Below are 18,903 nucleotides of genomic sequence, written 5' to 3'. Positions count from 1 at the left end.
AGACAGAGAACTGAGCGGGGAACTGGGCGGGAAATGTCAACTCAGAAAATCAGACCATCCAAACAGTTTAAAATCGTGCGGTATTCAAACTGGTCGATGTAAGTACGTAACAGGCGGGCGAGATCGGGGTGTTGGGTCTCCACTTGTGTCATGACCTTGGAGATCGCGTCGAGATCTAACGTCAAAATAGCTTCGTGCAGGGCCAGGCGATCGCCGGAAGAGAGTTGTTGGAGTAATTCGACACTCAAGGTATTGGGAGCGGAGCGATCGCCGGAAATTTCAACAGGCTTATCTTGATAAAGGTAACGTACTCCCAAATGTTCTGAGAGGGTGTTAAAAATCTGTTCTTCTTGAAAGGGTTTGGAGAGACACGCATCGCATCCGGCGGCGATCGCCCGTTGTTTTTCCTCGTCAAATGCATGGGCGGTGAGGGCGATAATTTTGGGGAACGGGGGGCGATCGCCCCGGGGATCCGAGGCGGTAGCGCGTTGGCGGATGGCGCGGGTGGCTTCGTAACCGTCGAGGTGGGGCATTCGCAAATCCATAAAGATCGCTTGCGGTCGCAACGCTTCCCACCGGGCGATCGCCTCCAAACCGTCCGTCGCTTGGGCGACTTCAAAGCCGACGAGAGACAGACAATCCGCCAAAGCGAGGCGGTTGCTGGAACGGTCGTCTACCACGAGAATTCGGTAGGGGGGCTGATTCGGCGCCAGAGAGACGATCCGGCGGGTGCGGACTTCGGAGGTGTCCGTCGTCCCCTCGCCGGGGGTGGCGGCGATCGTAAACGTAAAGGTGGTGCCGCGATCGCGCTCGGACTGTACCGACAGGGTACCGCCGAGTAACTGTACGTACTTATAAGAAATCGTCAGTCCCAATCCGGTTCCTTCTCCGGACTTGAGACCGGATTGAGTTTGTACGAACGGTTTGAAGAGGAGATCGAGTTCTTCCGGGGCGATTCCGACTCCGGTATCGGCGATCTCGAATTCGAGCAGACGGCGATCGCCGTTCGCGCACTCGTCCGCCGCCGTTTCCGGGAACGGGACGAGTCGGGCCCGCAAGACAATTTCCCCGGCGCGGGTAAACTTCACCGCATTCCCGAGTAAATTGAGAGCGACTTGACGCAATTTGACGCGATCGCTGCGAACGAACGGGGGTAAATCCGGTGCCAGCTCAAAAGACAAGCGCAACCCTTTTTGAGCCGCTTTTAACTCGAAGGTCCGCTCTAACTCGTCGAGTAACTGGTAGAGGTCGAAATCGCTTTCGTGATAGCTGATATGGCCCGCTTCGATTTTGGAGAAATCTAAAATATCGTCGATCAACGCCAGCAAATGCTCGCCATTGCGACTGACGATCGCCAAATATTCCTGCTGTTCCGGGGACAAAGCCCTCCCACTGCGCTCTAACAGGCGGGTAAAGCCCAAAATGGCATTGAGGGGGGTTCGCAGTTCGTGACTCATATTCGCCAAAAATAAACTTTTGGCGTGATTCGCCGCTTCCGCCACTTCTTTCGCGCGCGCCAGGGCGATTTCAGCCTCTTTGCGCTCCGTGATCTCCGTTTCCGTGCCGATCGTGCGAATCGGCTTGCCGTGGCGATCGCGGATCGAGGTGCCGCGCACTAAAATCCAGCGCGTCGAACCGTCTTTGTGGCGCATCCGGCGTTCGTGGATTAACTCCGGGGTTTCGCCGTTGCGGTGGGCTTGAGAGGCGGCGATCGCGCCGTCGAGATCGTCGGGATGCACGTGACTCAACCATACTTGGCGATCGTTGGCAATTTCTGCATCCTCGTACCCCAAAATCGCCTTGACGTTGGGATCGATAAAAAATTCCCCGGTTTCTAAATTCCACTCCCAAATCCCCACTTTAGCCGCCCGCGTCGCCAGTTCGTAACGGCGTTCGCTCAGTTCTAACGCTTCTTTCGCTTGCTTGAGGGCGGTGACGTTGCGGATGCTGGCGACCGCGCCGACGATCTCCCCTTTGTTATCGACATAAGGCGAATAGGTGACGCTCATAAATTGCCGTCCGTCGTGGGCAAATTCAAACCAGGTTTGATAGTAAATCGTTTCCCCGCTCAAACATCGCTCTAACTTATCCCGGACGATCGCCTCAAAGGTCTCCTCGCCGACGAGATCGACGACCCGCGACCCGACGATTTCCTGGTTCGATTTGTCGTGCAAGCTTTCAAACGCCGGATTGACTAATTCGTAAGTGTAGTGGCGATCCGCCGTTGGCGTCGCTTCGCGAACGACCAGGGCGATCGCGTCGTTGGTGGCGGCAAAAATGCGCTCGTACTTGCGCAAGGTCGCCTCGACTTGTTTGAGGTCGCCGATATCGATCGCCGTCCCGATAATTTGAACGATTTCGCCGTCGTTTCCCCGTTGAAAAATTGTTTCGCGAGCGAGCAGCGATCGCCATTGTCCGCGCGCATCGGCGACCCGATATTCAAAATCGAAAATTTCTCCGTCCCGGGCCTGTTTTAACCGCTCCAATGGGCTGCCGATCCGCTCGACATCTTCCGGATGCACGATCGGGGGGATCGGGGCCGATCCCATTTCCTGAAGGCGATCGGGGGTGTAACCGAGCATGGCGGCCATTTCGCGATTGCAGTAGACGTTCCGTTCTTCGACGATATCGTAAATATAAATTAAATGGGGAGAAGTTTCGGCAATTTGTTCGGCGAAGCGCTGGCTGCGTTCCAAGGCGGCTTGGGCTTGTTTGCGTTCGGTGATGTCGCGCACGACGCACAAGCGCTCGCCGTTGTCGAGTTGGGTCACCGAGAGTTCGTGCGGGACGAGACGACCGTCCCGACTGCGGGCGATCGCCTCGACTCGGGCCGCCCCCTGGCGCTCGAATAAGGGGATAAATTCGACGGCGAAGCGCTCGATTTCCGAGGGGTCGTAAAACAGGTGCCAGCTTTTGCCGAGCAGTTCGGCGGCGCTGTCGTAGCCGAACATCTTGACGTGGGCTTCGTTGAGATAGAGGTATTTCTGTTCGGCATCGACGATCGCGATCCCTTCGCTGGCGGCGGCGATCGCGGCAGCTTGACGGGCGAGTTGGCGTTCGGTTTGCTTGCGTTCGGTGATGTTGCGCGCGATCGCCGACAGACCCAAAATTTCTTGGTTCGAGCCGCTCACGAGGGACAGGTTGAGCCAGACATCGACTTCGGTTCCATCTTTGCGGCGATGGCGGGTTTCGCGATCGCCGTGTTCGGGGCAATTCGAGTCAAAGACTAACGGACAGCTCGACCCTTCTAAATCGTCCCACAAAACATTGAATTTTTGGCCGACAATTTCCTCCGGTCGGTAACCGTAAAGGAGTTGTGCTCCCCGATTCCAATTGACGATCGTTCCGTTTAAATCGATGCCGATAATCGCATCGGTGGAAGACTGGACGATCGTCGCTAAATAACGGGCGGTACTGTCGGCTTGACGGCGTTCTTCGCGAATGGCAATGGCTCCGGCTGTGGTTTCGAGCAGTTTAATTTCTAACGAGTCCCACGGTCGTGCGATTTCGCAATTATCGAAGCCGATAAATCCCCAAAATTGGCCGTTCACTTGTAAGGGTAAAATTAAAATCGCTTCGATCTTTTGCGGTTCTAAAATGACCCGTTCCGATTCGGGAAAGTCGCGGACGATGCCGTTAATCGGCTGACCTCGGGAGAGGCGATCGGCCCAACGGGGAAAAAAATCTTGGTAAGAGAGATTTTGCAAGGTCGGATTGTCGATTTCGGGTTGAATTCCCGGTCCGCACCATTCGGCGATTTGACTCATCCGTAAGTCGCCGTCAGGATCGCGATGGTTGGCAAATAAGTAAACCCGGCAGGCGCGGGCGGCTTCGCCGAGTAGTTTTAAAATTGAGGAATAATCTTGTTGCGCGTCGGGTCTGGAGAGCAGTTCGCGATGAACTTCAACTAAAACATTAGAATATCTTTCGCGTTTGCGTAATTCAAATTCAACTTGTCGGCGATCGCTGATATTGCTAATGCGAATCAGTTGGAAGGTTTCGGAGGCGAATTCGATGGTTTTTCCGGCGAGATTGACCCAAAAACGGTCACCGTTGGGGTGGGTGCATTCGAGTTCGCGACTCCAAACGCGATCGCGGGGGAGTTGGGGGGCGATCGCCGTCCACCGCGCCCTGGGGGAGTTGTTCTCGAACAGTTGGGCGATCGAATGGTGGAGCAGATCGCTTTTGGAGGCGACTCGAAACATGGCGATCGCGGGCTGGTTGCAATCGAGAATGCGATCGTCGAGATCGACTAAGAAAATCGCGTCGGTAGACTCGTTAAATACGGTTTGAAATAAGTTGCGGGTGTGGGTAATTTCGGCTTCGATTTGTTGGCGGCGCTCGATTTCGGCGTGCAGGTGGGCGTTGTGCTGTTTTTGGCGATCGAGCAGTTGCACTTGGGCGATCGCGACGCCGAGTTGAGTGGCGATCGCTTCGAGAAAGACCGTTTCTTCCGCAGTCCAACGGCGTTTGACCCTCGGCGATCGATCGCCGAGGATCCTTGGACTGCCGCACTGCTGCAAGCTAATCGCCCCGTTAATCCGGTTTTTATATGAAGTGCGTACCGCCAGCATCGAGACGATCGCGAAGCGATCGCACAGGTCGCGCACGTTGTCGAACAGAGGATCGGCTCTGACGTCGATCGTGGCGAGGGCTCGATCTTCCCGGGTCACTTGGGCGAAGTGGTCGTTACCGACGACGGGAATGCTGCAACCGCGCATAGACCTGTGAGAATCGGCGGCGAGGTATTCGGCGACGATCGGCAATTGGGGGGTGGGGGTTTCGAGATAGGTGTGGATGAGCACTCGGGTGACGCCAAAGGCTTGACCGATTTGAGTGACGGCGGTTTCAAAGAGGGCGGCAGGATCGAGTTGGGAGCGAATTTCGTCGGCGATCGCCCGCAACCAATGGGCCCGTTGTAGTTCGCGCTTGAGCGCTTCTTCCGCACTACGGCGATCGTGCATCTCTAGGGCCAAGCGTTCGTTAACGGCTTTGAATTGTAAGGTGCGTTGGTTGACTTGGTGTTGCAGGCGTTCGAGACTGACGGTGAGTTCTAACGGATCTAAGGCGTCGAGAATGTGGGTCTGCTTGATCGCCCCGACCAGTTGCCCGTCTTCGACCACGACCAGGCGCCGAATCCGGTGGGTTTGCATTCGTTCGTGAGCTTGCCACAAGGAGGCGTGCGGGTCGATCGCCTGTAGGGGGGCGCTCATCACGTCTCGGGCGATCGTCGTCTCGAAATTGAGGTTTAATCGTTTGAATTGAAGCAGATCTCGTTCGGTGAGGATACCGACGGGGACGGTTTGGCGATCGCGGCGATCGATCGCGATCGCGCAGGTACAATCGCGATCGATCGTCAGGCGCGCAATGGCGAGCAAGTTCGTCTTCGGGGACGCCGTCGCCACGTTTCGCGCCATCACTTCCCCCACGGATTTGAGTTTAAATAGCTCGTTCGGTCGCATCGCCTGCCCCAAACTCCTCGGGGTCACGATACCGATCGCCCGTCCCGATGGGTCGAGGATGGGCAGGTGGCGCACTCGCCGCGATCGCATCAGGGCTACGGTTTCAAACAATTGGGGGTTGTCGGCCAGGGAGAGGGTCACCCCTTTGGGGCTCATCACTTCGGCGATCGACGTGCTCCCCAAGGGGCGATCGCCGACACTCAAGCGCACCAGATCCCGTTCGGTCAACAAACCAAGAAACTGGTTTTCATCCGCGACAAACGCACAACTCGCCCCGGCTTGACTGACCCGTTTTAAGACTTCCGCGATCGCCGCATCTGGCGCAACCAGGGGAGGCACGGGAGCGAGGGCAGGCGAACTGACTAAGGGTTGGAATAACCAGGAAGAAAGGTTCATAAATTACGAGAAAAAAGAGGCATTTTTAAAACTTTAAGCGATTGACGGGCAGGGGGGTGTCCGTCGTTATCACAAGAGCAAAGACCACACCCAAGAGGGAACAGGGGGAAAGAAATGTTTTTTTCAAAATAAATACAAAATAAATACAAAATAAATACAAAAAATGTTCTCGGCTTACCAAGGATGTACAAATCATCACCTATGCGGTCAAGGATCGATGAAACACTTGGGGGTGCGGTCACCAACGCCATGCTGTCGTCCGTGTATCTTGCTTGCTAGTGTGGTTATCCATCGCTCAACATTATTGTATTTTAAGTGATGCAGTTGCTTGATAAGAGAGATAATTTATTTATTGTTTTACCGATTAATTCTTTTCTACTTGTCAACAAATTTAGGTCTCCATCTAACTATCTTGGATTAGCCAAATTCCCGTAGGGACACGGCATTGCCGTGTCCCTACAATCGATAAATGTTACAATCGATAAACTCTACAACCGATTGAGAACCCCCCGGTTAGTTCGGCAAGCGCCGAATCCGAGATCGACCTTCTTCGCCGAAAAGCCGCCACAATTGCTCGAATAAATTTTTAAAGTTTAAAAATTTTTGTAAAATTTCTTAGATCGACTTCGGTTCCAGGGATCGATAGTTTATACAGTAGTTAGAGAACGGGGCGATCGGTCTGTGAGGCGCCCCGCGCGCGCCTAGGCAATCGGAAAAGGGAAAAACAGGGAAAAACAGTATTTCCACGGGAATACTAAGGGAGCGATCCTTGGAAGGGAGCGAATCAATTCAGGGTTTTCACTGAATCTATCGACGAGTTGGATCCCTTGAGGGGATCGGGGCGATCGCCCCTCAAGATCGCTTGAGCAATCCACGCCCCCCATACGGGGGAGTTCGGCGGACGTGCCATTTTCTGAAGTCCCGACTCTCGATTTCTGCTTGACGTCTTTCTCTAACAGTTCCATGAAACTTCCCGGATACGACATTACCCAAAAAATTTATGAAAGTTCCAACTCGATCGTTTATCGAGGGGTTCGATCGCGCGATCGCCGTCCGGTAGCGATTAAATTGCTCAAGCAAAAATTTGCCAAATCCGAGCAAATTGTCCGCTACAAACAAGAGTACGCGATCGCCTCTGGCTTGCAGTGCGATCGCGCGATCGTCGCTTACGATTGGCAACCGTATCAAAATACGTTTGCAATTATTTTTGAAGATATCGGCGCCATTTCCCTCAAAGAGTGGCTGGACGGTAAACCCCTTTCCGTCGGGGATTTCCTGCCGATCGCCATCGAACTTACCCGGGCGATCGGCGAACTTCACGAGCGAAATATCATCCACAAAGATATCAATCCCAGCAATATCATCATTCATCCCGAAACCCATCAACTTAAAATTATCGATTTCGGCATTTCCACGCGACTGAGTAGCGAACAACCCAACTTTAAAACCGCCCAACTCCTCGAAGGTACCCTTGCTTACGTTTCCCCAGAACAAACGGGGCGGATGAATCGTTCCCTCGACTATCGCAGCGATTTCTACTCCCTCGGCGTCACCTTTTACGAAATGCTCGCAGGTCACCTACCTTTTTCCGGCGAGGACGACTTAGGGTTAATTCACGCACATTTAGCCAAACGTCCTCAGTTCGAGGGGGTCATTCCTGCAGCCCTGGTGCCGATTCTGGCGAAACTAATGGCGAAAACTGCCGAAGATCGCTATCAAAGCGCCTGGGGACTGCTTGCGGATTGGGAAGATTGCGCCCGAGAGTGGGACGCCACCGGGGCGATCGAACCCTTTGAAGTTGCTAAAAACGACCGTTGCGATCGCTTTCAAATTCCGCAAAAACTGTACGGACGCGAACGGGAAATCGAACAACTTTTGCAAACCTTTAATCGGGTGGCCCACTTGGGCGAATTTGCCGAAAATGGCGAGCCAAAAGCGGAAATGATGCTCGTGGCGGGCTATTCCGGGATCGGTAAATCGGTACTGGTACGCGAACTGTACAAGCCGATTACGGAAGCGAAAGGCTATTTTATTGCCGGGAAATTCGACCAATTTCAACGGGATATTCCTTATAAAGCGGCGATCGAGGCGTTGCGAGATTTAGTGAGGCAAATTCTCGCCGAAAGTGAGCTATCTTTAAATCGATGGCGCGATCGCCTCCTCGAAGCAGTCGGGGACAATATCTCGGTGATGATTGAGGTGATCCCGGAACTCGAAGCGATCGTCGGACCGCAGCCTCCCGCGATCGAACTCGGGCCGATGGAAACTCAAAACCGCTTCAATTGGGTGTTTGAAGACTTTCTCGGCGTCTTTTGCGATCGCGATCGTCCCCTGGTGATTTTCCTCGACGATCTGCAATGGGCCGATACCGCCAGTCTCAAGTTAATCGAGGTGATGATGGGGGCGACGAATTTAAAATATCTATTGTTACTCGGTGCGTATCGGGATAACGAAGTCAGTCCGACCCATCCGTTGATGCAAACCCTCGATACCCTCCGCCAACAAGGGGCGGCGATCGATCGAATTACCCTCGCCCCTTTAAAGAATCAAGATGTCAATCGTCTGATTGCCGATACCTTAGATTGTTCGGAAACGAGCGTCATTTCCTTGGGACAGTTGGTGGCTAAAAAAACGGGAAACAATCCCTTTTTTGTCAAAGAATTTCTCAATACCCTCTACAACGAAACCGAGATCGATTTCGATCGCGATACTCAAACCTGGCAATGGAATCTCACCCGCATCGAAGCACTCGACATGACCGATAATCTCGTCGAGTTGATGCTGAAAAAAATTCAAAAACTGCCCGAATCGACCCAAACCCTTCTCGGTTTTGCCGCTTGTGTCGGGTCGGATTTTGAGTTAGATGCTCTCGGCGCCCTTTCCCCCCTCTCCCGCCCAGAAATTTTCCAAAATTTATTACTCGCGATTCAACAAGGCTTGATTCTGCCGATTTCTAATTTTGATGAAAACTTATTGATTCAACAGTACAAGTTCGGCCACGATCGCATTCAGCAAGCTGCTTATCATTCGATCGTGCCAGAGTGCCGCCAACAGCTCAATTTACTGTTAGGTCGTTGGTTGTTACAACATACGCCCCCCCAACAATTTTCCGATCGCCTGTTCGCGATCGTCGATCGCTTCAATAATGCGATCGATTTGGTTGAAGACGAGCAAACACGGCGCTTAATTCTGGATCTCAACAAGCAAGCCGGATGCAAAGCCAAACAGGCGATCGCCTACAGTGCCGCCATTCACTATTTTGAACGCGCGCTCGCTCTTTTACCGGAGGAAAGTTGGTCGGTTCAATATTCTTTAACTCTAGAATTGTACGCGCAATTTGCCGAAACTCTTTACTTAAATCTCGATTATGCACGCGCTATCAAATTGGCCGCGATCGCTATCTCTTACGCCCATACTTCTCTGGATAAGGTGGGCTTTTACATTACCAAAATTTTGGTCTATAGCGCCCAGAACAAAATGTCAGAATCTATTCAACGGGGCATGACTATTTTAGAAGAATTGGGCGTTCCTTTCATCGACAGCGAACCGATCGTGGATCTGGAGATCGAGCAGCTTTACAATCTTTCAGAAATGACCGATCCTTACAAACAAGCGGCCATGCAGATTTTAATGCGCTTATTCGGTCCAATTTACACGGGTCAACCTCAAAAATTAGCCTCCCTGGCTTTTACAATGGTCGATTTGTGTTTGCGCTTTGGCAACTGTCCTTTAGCGGCTTATGCTTACGCCTTGTACGGCTTACTCCTTTGCAGTGTTTTGCAGCAAATCGAACGGGGTTATCAATTCGGAAAACTGGCTTTACAGGTTTTAGATAAATATCAAGCTCAGGACATTGAATGTCGTATTATTAATAATTTTTATTCGTTTATCATTCATTGGAAAGAGTCGGCACGAGAAGCAATGGAACCTCTCAAAAAACGAGTGATTCCTATTGGCATTGCTACGGGAGAAGTGGAGTTTGCTTGTTATGCTGCAGTTAACTACTGCCACGATATTGCCTTGCTGGAAAATAATTTAGAAACGGCTTATAACGAAATTTTAGACTATCACGATTTAATTGCCGATTTACAACAAAACTTTCAGCTCAATTACGTCAAAATCTGGGCGCAATATATCGAAAATCTGCGTCAATCTAAGAACGAGAAAGTGGAAATTTTGCAAGGAAGCCATTTTGACGAAGGGATAATGGAAAATGTTCTGATCGAGAGCAATAATTTTTCCATTCTCTACAATTTTTATTTAATCAAAGCAATTATTTGTTATTTGTTTAAAGAGTATCGTCGTGCCTTCGAGTACACCGATCGCGCCCTAGTTTATGAAGGAGGAATAGTTGGATTATTCCCGTGGGCTTACAATCCTTTTTATCGCGCTTTAGCCGGGTTGGCTGTCTGTGAAACCGTGCCGGAAGGCGAACGAAAACCGATCTTAGAAGAAGTCGAACGCTGCCACAATAAACTCCAATATTGGGCGGAACACGCGCCGACCAATTTTCAACATAAATGGGATTTAGTCGAGGCAGAAAAACTAAAATTATTGGGACAGGACTGGGAAGCCGTTCGGGCTTACGAAAAGGCGATTCGTGGGGCGAGAGAAAATGACTATTTACAAGAGGAAGCTCTCGCCTGCGAACGGGCCGCGCAATTTTATCGCGATCGCAAATTAGAAGATATTGCAGATACCTATTTAAAGAAAGCTTACTATCACTATTTGTTTTGGGGGGCAATGGGGAAAGTCCGACAGCTCGAACGGGAGTATCCGGATTTGCTTTCTCCTCAAATCTCAGAGCGATCGCCCCTACCAAAAAACACCATCGAAACTACGGCAAGTACTTTAGACAAATCGTTAGATGTGGCGGCGTTAATGAAAGCGTCTCAGGCGATCGCCCGGGAAGTTTTGATCGATCGCTTGCTCGATTCTTTGATGAGAATTTTACTAGAAAATGTCGGTGCATCTCGCGCTTATTTAATGCTCAAAAATGGGGAAAATTGGACGGTCGAAGCCGCAGGAAGCACCGAAGATGGTGAAATTACAACATCGGCCCTAGGAATTGAACTTAAAACCCTGGAAGAGTCGGCAGATACGCCCTTTTTATCGACTTCGATCGCCCGTTACGTGATGCGAACGCATAAAACAGTCGTTCTCGACAATGCGGAAACCGAAGAACGCTTTCGCAGCGATCGCTATTTGCGCGCCAATACCTGCAAATCGATTTTGTGCGCCCCGTTAATGAATCAAGGTCAAATTCGTGGGATTGTCTATTTAGAAAATCCTTTAATTATCGGTGCCTTTAGCAAAGAACGACTCGACGCGATCGAGTTACTTTCGGGACAAGTGGCGATCGCGATCGAAAATGCACAACTTTATAGCCAATTGCGCGATCGCGAACGGGAATTGCGCCAACTTTTAGAAGCTATTCCCGTCGGGATTTCCGTGATTACCCCCTCTGGTAACGTTAAATACATGAACCAGAAGGGATACGAACTCAGTTATAAAATCACGGAAGAAACGACCATCGAAACCCTGTCCCAAGCGTATCAAATTTACCGCGCCGGAACCGACGAACTCTATCCCATGGAAGAATTACCCAGCCAACGCGCTTTAAAAGGGGAAAACGTTTCTCTGGAAGATATCGAAATTCATCAAAGAGATCGCATCGTTCCCTTAGAAGTGAAAGGCACGCCAATTTATAACGATCGCGGTGAAATTATTTACGCCATTAACGTGTTTCAGGATATTACCGAACGCAAAAAAGCTGCCGAATTACTCGCCAATTACAACCGAACCTTAGAGCGACAAATCGCCCAACGGACTGCCGAACTCGCCGCCGCGACCCGGGAAGCCCAAGCCGCCAACCAAGCCAAGAGTACCTTTTTGGCGAATATGAGTCACGAATTACGCACCCCTCTCAATGCGATTCTGGGATTTTCCGAACTCCTCGCAGGCAGTTCCCACCTCGATCCTAAAGAGCAAGAAAGCCTCAATATTGTCTTGCGAAGCGGACAGCATTTATTACAGTTGATTAACCAAGTGTTGGATCTGTCGAAAATTGAAGCCGGACGGATTGCCCTCAACGAGAATGCCTTCAATTTCTATCGCTTCCTCGACGATCTCGAACAAATGTTTGATTGGAAAGCAAAAAATAAAGGATTGACGCTTTTACTCGAAGCCAGTGCCGAACTACCTCGTTATATCAATACGGATGAATTGAAATTGCGCCAAGTCTTAATTAATTTACTCAATAATGCCCTCAAATTTACACAAAAAGGGCGGGTAAGTTTGACGGTCGTCCCGAAAGGCGATCCGGGAATCAGTTTACCACCGGGCGATCGCTGCGAGATCGAATTTGCCGTCGCCGATACCGGGGTGGGGATTGCGACTACCGAACTCGACAAACTGTTCCAACCGTTTTCGCAAACGGAATCCGGACGACAGGTCCAAGAAGGAACTGGGTTGGGTTTGGCAATTTCCCGTCATTTCGCCGAACTGATGGGAGGGTCGATGAGTGTGGAGTCCGAACCCGGGGTGGGGACTTGTTTTCGCTTTACAATCGCCGTTTCCGTCGCCGAAGCGTCGGCGGTCGAAACTTCCCTCGGTGAGGGTCGCGTGGTCAGTCTGGCGCCAAATCAGCCGAGTTACCGCATTTTGGTGGTCGATGACAACGAAGAAAACCGCTATTTGATGCAGCGATTGGTGGAGTCGGTTGGCTTTGAGGTGCGCGTGGCGACTAATGGGGAAGAGGGAATCGCGGTGTGGGAGGCATTCGAGCCCCATTTAATTTTAATGGATATGCGGATGCCCACGATCGACGGTTACACCGCCACCCAACGGATTAAAAGTAGCGAACGCGGTCGTCAGACGATCGTGGTGGCGGTGACGGCGAGTTCGTTCGAACCCGAACACAGCTCGATTTTTGCGGCGGGGTGCGATGCTTTATTATGTAAGCCCTTTCAGGCGATCGAACTGTTCGAGGCGATCGCCCGTTTTCTCAACGTTCGCTACATTTACGAGGACAAACCCCCTGCAGGCGCCCCAACCACACCCCGCGAAGCCCTTACCCGGGAGATGATGGCCGATTTACCTGCTTCTTGGCTGGCGTCGTGCCATCGGGCGGTGGTTGAAGGGGATCTCGACGACATTTTGAGTGCGATCGACGAGATTCGCGAGGGATACCCGGCGATCGCCGCAGGATTGAGCGAATTAGCCCGCCAAATTCGCTTTAAAGAACTGTTAACATTGACAGTCCCCAAAAACCCCTAAAGCCATTTGCGACCCAGAACCGTATATTTTTGGCCGAACCCGCAAAGCACGCCAGTGGAAGCACTGATGTGTTGGCTGTAACTTTTCATAATAATAAGTTTTCGTAAACTTGCTTGCAGATCTCGTAAAATAGATAAGGAAAAAGGACAGTTTGGAACCGGATTCAACTCGGTGTCCCTTGACTCAAACTCAGGAAAAAATAAGGGGCGATCGTTACTCATCTCTCACTGAAATTAGTTAAAACCGCAACTGTCGGTTGGTTTTCGGGTCGAACTCACCCCCTCCAAACCATTGCGAATCTCAGGGAAGCAAGCCAAACGGTCTCAATTGTCAGTTAGACAGGCTACAACAATAGAGAAATAGAGAGGGATTTTGGGTTCGGGCGGATCCCACCGTGGAGATCCGTACCCAATCGGTGGTGCAATTCCGATGAATTAGAGCAAGAATTGATGAACTTAGAGAAGGAGTGAGGGTTGATGCAAACTTACAAAGCCAGCATCTTGGTCGTTGACGATACCCTAGCCAATTTACAACTGCTCATGCAAACTTTATCGGACAGTGGCTATAAAGTTCGCATGGCTCCCGATGGAGAATTGGCCTTGCAGTCGGTGCGATCCAATCCGCCGGATTTAATTTTGCTGGATATAAAAATGCCTGGAATTGATGGTTACGAGGTGTGCCGTCAACTCAAACTTAATCCGGCAACTCATAATATTCCGATTATCTTTTTAAGTGCTTTAGACGAAGCCTTAGATAAAGTCAAAGCCTTTGAATGTGGCGGGGTAGATTATATCAATAAGCCCTTTCAAATGTCCGAGGTTTTGGCACGGGTTAAAAACCAACTGACGATCGGTGCTTTGCAAGCCAATCTCGCCGTACAAAATAAAAATTTAAAACGGGAAGTTGAGGAGAGAATTGAGGCCGAGGAACAGCTACAAGCTGCAAATAAACAGTTGCAAGAAGCACGGGAAATTGCCGAACGAGAAGCGAGGCGCGCCGCCGCCGCCAATCAAGCAAAAAGTGACTTTCTTACCTCCATGAGTCACGAGTTGCGAACGCCTCTCAATACAATTTTGGGATTTGCAGATCTGCTCGGGGAAGCCAGAGAATTAAGTCAAGAATCTCAAGAAATGATCGATATTATTCAGCGAAGCGGCAAACATTTGCTGACGTTGATTAACGATATTCTATCGATGTCTAAAATAGAGTCGGGGCGAACGGAACTTCATGAGGATGACTTCGACCTCCATTTAATGTTAGACGATCTCCATAATATGTTTTTGGTGAAAACTCATGGAAAAACGGTCAAGCTGATTTTCAATCGCGATCGCAATCTACCCCATTACGTCTGTGGAGATCAAGTCAAACTACGCCAAGTTTTAATTAATTTAATTGGAAATGCTCTTAAATTTACCGAAATCGGTTCGGTGACGGTACGGGTCGAATCGCGCCAAGAGGTGGGAGAGGCGTCCGGGAACGGCGATCGTCCTGCTTGCTCCACGGTTTACTTTGCCGTTGAAGATACGGGATGTGGCATCGAACCGGAAGAAATAGAGAGTATTTTTAATCCTTTTTCTCAGGCGAGCAAAGGTCGTCAAGGTCAAGAAGGAACCGGATTGGGATTGTCAATTGCTCGGGAATTTATTCACTTAATGGGAGGGGAAATTAAGGTCGAGTCTGAAGTAGATAAAGGATCTAGATTTGGTTTTGAAATACCCCTCAGATGCCTCGATTCAAATCTAGGGAGATCCTCGACTATTTCAACTGTTGAAAAAAACCAGAAAATCGTTGGCGTCATGCCCGGTTCGCCGTCTTATCGCATTTTAGTGGTAGACGATTCGAGAACCAACCGTCAATTATTGCTCAAAGTGATCGAACCCCTCGGCTTTCAAGTTCGCGAAGCCTCCGACGGCGAAGAAGCGTTAGAAATTTGGGAAGATTGGCAACCCGATTTGATTTTAATGGATGTCAAAATGCCGAAAATGAATGGCAAAGAAGCCACCCAACGGATTCGCGCTACCCCTGAAGGGGAAAAAGTAAAAATTTTGGGGACGACGGCGATCGCTTTTGAAGAAGAAAAACAAGAAATTCAAGAAAGCGGTTACAATGATATCATTTCCAAACCTCTGGATAAAAATCTTCTCTATAAAAAACTTGCCGAATATCTCAACTTAGAATATTGTTATGAAGATTTCCAGAAAGACAATAAAAATAAGCGCTTACAGGTGCGCTTTACTTCTTCGGGTAAACTCGATCCGAATGATGCTTTGCTGTTGCGTTCGGAGCTTGCCAATATGCCTAAAGCATGGCGCGATCGCCTCTACAATGCCGTGACTACGCTCAATGAAAATATGGTTCTCAATTTACTTGAAGAACTTCCCGAATGTAACTTTAACTGCAAGGACATTTTAGGGCATTTAGTGACTGAAATTCGCCTCGATCTGATCTTCGAGTTACTCCAAGATGACATTGTCTAAATTGCTTTAAATCGTGACTGTCTCGCACCGGGCGATCGTGTTGGGGCGATCGATGTTCTCCGTCTATCCCCTGTTTGAAGAGAATGAAATAGAATTCGGATCCCCCTAAATCCCCCTTAAAAAGGGGGACGTGATTGGACTCCCCCCTTAAAAAGGGGGGTTGGGGGGATGGATCGTCAATGAAATCGATCGATTTAAAAAATATTACAGAGAGAACTCTCGTGCTTTTCTAAATCTAATAGAGTGCGGAGGATCTCCCTACATCTTTCTTAAAAAACGGGACTTTCAGAAGCCGCAAATATTACGCAAATATTACTAAATGTGACAGGCGATCGCCGTGGGGGTTTCAAGATCGTTACAATAAGACGTTAAGACCCCATAAGGACCACCACGGATGTTCGGAGAACCGATTTCGGAAGAAGATTTACGGGAGAAATTTCGCAAGCTTCAACAACAATTGCGCGATCGCTGGCAAACGATCGACGAATTCGATCGCGGCGATAACGATATTGTCGTCATTCCTTCGATTACTTTAGACCAACGAGAATTACAAAAAATTTCCGGCGTTCACCACTACGAAGAACGCAATTTATATTCCTTAATTCGCTTGCGAAATCCCCGCACTCGGCTGATTTACGTCACCTCACAACCCTTACATCCGAGTACGATCGATTACTACTTGCAACTCCTACCGGGAATTCCATTTTCCCACGCGCGCGATCGCCTGTTGCTGTTCTCCACCTACGATTCGTCTCCCCAACCCCTGACCCGCAAGATCTTAGACCGTCCTCGCCTCGTGGAACGCATCTGGCGCGCCTTGCGACCCCAACAGTCCTATATGGTCTGCTTTAACGCCACTCCCCTCGAACGGGAACTCTCGGTCCGCCTCGGAATCCCCCTGCTGGCGGTCGATCCCGATTTACTCTACTGGGGAACGAAAAGCGGGTCGCGCCAAATTTTCGCCGAATGCGGGATCCCCCATCCCCCGGGAAGTGAGTTGGTGCGATCGGCGGACGACCTCGCCGAAGCGGCTGTACAATTGTGGCAACAGCAACCCGAAGCGCGTCGCTTCGTGGTCAAACTCAACGAAGGCTTTTCCGGGGAAGGGAACGCCCTTCTCAATGTCGAAGGTTTGGCGGAAGTCTCGCCGTCACGGCGATCGCTGCTCTTGCGCGAACGCCTGACCCAAATGAGCTTTCAAGCCAGTGGAGAATGTTGGGACACTTTTGCCAGTCGCATCCCCGAATTGGGGGCGATCGTCGAGTTATTTATCGAAGGAACGACGAAGCGATCGCCGAGCGTCCAATGTCGGATTACACCGGAAGGTAAGGTCGAAATTCTCTCGACTCACGACCAAATTTTAGGCGGTCCCGACGGCCAAGTGTATCTCGGTTGCTTGTTTCCCGCCGATGAATCTTATCGCTTGCGCTTGCAAGAATTGGGCTTGCGAATTGGCCAAAATTTATCGGCAAAAGGAGCATTAGAACGCTTCGGTGTCGATTTTATTGCGGTTTGCAATAACCCGGGCGATCGCCCGGCTAAGTGGCAACTTCACGCCATCGAAATTAACCTGAGAAAAGGCGGTACGACTCATCCATTTATGGAATTAAAACTATTAACAATGGGTCGCTACGAACTCTCAAGCGGGATGTTTTACAGCCAGCAAGGACGGGCTAAATTCTATCGCGCTACGGACAATTTACAAAAAGACCGCTATCGGGGCTTGTTGCCGAATGATTTAATGGATATCATCGCCTACCATCAGCTCCATTTTGACAGCAGCACGGAAACGGGAACGGTGTTTCATTTAATGGGATGTTTGTCGGAGTTTGGCAAGTTAGGCTTGACCAGTATCGCCAATTCTCCCCAACAAGCAGAAGACGTTTATAAAAAAGTGATTGAAGTGCTCGACCGCGAAACCGAAATGCACGCGGAAACGAACGAACGGTGGGAAATGCCGCCGACGCATCCGATCGCCTGGAATGGACGGAATGAGGCGAAGAGATAGGGAGTCGCAAGTCGAGAGGAGGCAAAAGCCAAAAGGGAAGAAGGAAGAGATGCAACAGGGAAAAATATCACCAAAAATGAGAAGTCAGGAGGGATTAAGTCGAGGAGAACTGCTAAAAAAACAACCGATATTGTTTCAATTCAAAACTTAAAATCTAAACTCTAAACTTTACCCTCTAAACTCTAAAATTCCCTTGACTTATCCGCCCGACGTCTGGTAGAATGTCTGTAGTAGAGTGGGGGAATATGCGCGCCTATAAACCCTTGCTGAAAACTTCAACCCTTATATGAGTTCCGAACGGCCCGAACCTCGCCTCAAAACCCCGTTCATTCCACCGCGTAAGCGTCGCCAACTGACAGAACGTTTGGTCTTGGCGACGGCGGTCGCTTGGGCGATCGGGGGACGGTTGGGTAGCAGTTACGGACCGTCTCTCGGCTTGGAAAATCCGGATATTTTGCAAGGGACGGGAATCGTCGGGATTGTGGTGGCGGGGACGATCGCCGGGGCGGCGGTCGGGGTGTTGCAGATGTTTTCCCTGTGGGGTTACGTCCAACCGTGGGCCTGGGCGATCGCGACGACGGTCGGATGGGCGATCTCGGCGGCGATCGCGGGGATTTGGGGGACTGGCATTCCCTCACTGCAATGGGTTGAATGGGGGACGGGCGCCTCGTTATTGTGGCCGATTTTTTGGACTCCCGCCGCCTTTGTCGCGTTAGGAATCGCGCAAACCGTGGCATTGCGGCGGTCTGCAACGGGGGTGTGGGGATGGTTGGCGGTTCCCTCCCTGGGGATGTTGGCGGTGACCGTGTTGCGCTTGCTGCTGTTTTCCCTGGGATGGGGAACGAGGGCGACGGGTGGGGCGATCGCCCACTTTATTTTGGAATTAGCGTCAGGCGCGACTTTCGGACTGGTGCAGGCGATCGCCCTGTTCCCCTGTACCCGGGAAACCGTCGCCCCTCCAGCCTCTGCGAAAACCGCTTTACAAATCGACGATCCCGAGATTCTCGCCGAGTTGTCGGCGCAGTTGCAACGGCAGTTAGAGGGGGCGTTTGGCGAAGGGGAAGGGTTAGTTTACGCGGCGATCGTCGTTCGCGACGGCCAACTTCACAGCTACCAACCGATTAACGGCGCCGCCCACGACTTGGGAGAAAGCACACCTCTAGCACGTTTTGGCATTATTTCCCTGGCGGGAGAAGGGGTGGAGGTGCCGCACGCACGGCTTCAGATTCTCGTCAGTCCGTCCGGGGAAGTACGGGTGCGATCGTGGACTCCGTGAGCGAAG

The 18,903-nt window shown here is 50.7% G+C and carries 5 protein-coding genes; 4 read left to right on the top strand and 1 reads right to left on the bottom strand.

The genetic code is table 11. The annotated features are described in order from the left end of the window. Positions 1-41: 41 nt before the first annotated feature. Positions 42-5,858: a PAS domain S-box protein gene (locus HCG48_RS18410; protein WP_168570453.1), complete on the bottom strand. Its 5,817-nt coding sequence runs from the start codon at positions 5,856-5,858 to the stop codon at positions 42-44. Between the two features lie 963 nt (positions 5,859-6,821). Here HCG48_RS18410 and HCG48_RS18405 point away from each other — a divergent pair. The 4 genes from HCG48_RS18405 (at position 6,822) to HCG48_RS18390 (ending at position 18,897) form a co-directional block, all read left to right on the top strand. Next, a complete protein-coding gene (locus HCG48_RS18405; RefSeq protein ID WP_168570452.1) occupies positions 6,822-13,136 on the top strand; it encodes an AAA family ATPase in 6,315 nt (2,104 codons plus the stop codon). 476 nt (positions 13,137-13,612) lie between these two features. Next, positions 13,613-15,613 (top strand): response regulator, encoded by a 2,001-nt coding sequence (locus HCG48_RS18400; protein WP_168570451.1) that lies wholly within the window; start codon positions 13,613-13,615, stop codon positions 15,611-15,613. Between the two features lie 394 nt (positions 15,614-16,007). Then, positions 16,008-17,621 (top strand): peptide ligase PGM1-related protein, encoded by a 1,614-nt coding sequence (locus HCG48_RS18395; RefSeq protein ID WP_168570450.1) that lies wholly within the window; start codon positions 16,008-16,010, stop codon positions 17,619-17,621. Positions 17,622-17,907: 286 nt separating this feature from the next. Beyond that, on the top strand, positions 17,908-18,897 hold the full coding sequence (locus tag HCG48_RS18390; RefSeq protein ID WP_168570449.1) for a hypothetical protein: 990 nt from the start codon (positions 17,908-17,910) through the stop codon (positions 18,895-18,897). Positions 18,898-18,903: the final 6 nt, after the last annotated feature.

Origin of the sequence: Oxynema aestuarii AP17 (assembly GCF_012295525.1) — a bacterium.
GTDB lineage: Bacteria > Cyanobacteriota > Cyanobacteriia > Cyanobacteriales > Laspinemataceae > Oxynema > Oxynema aestuarii.
The sequence above is the reverse complement of the archived record's forward strand: the minus strand, read 5'-3'. Positions and strand labels throughout refer to the sequence as shown.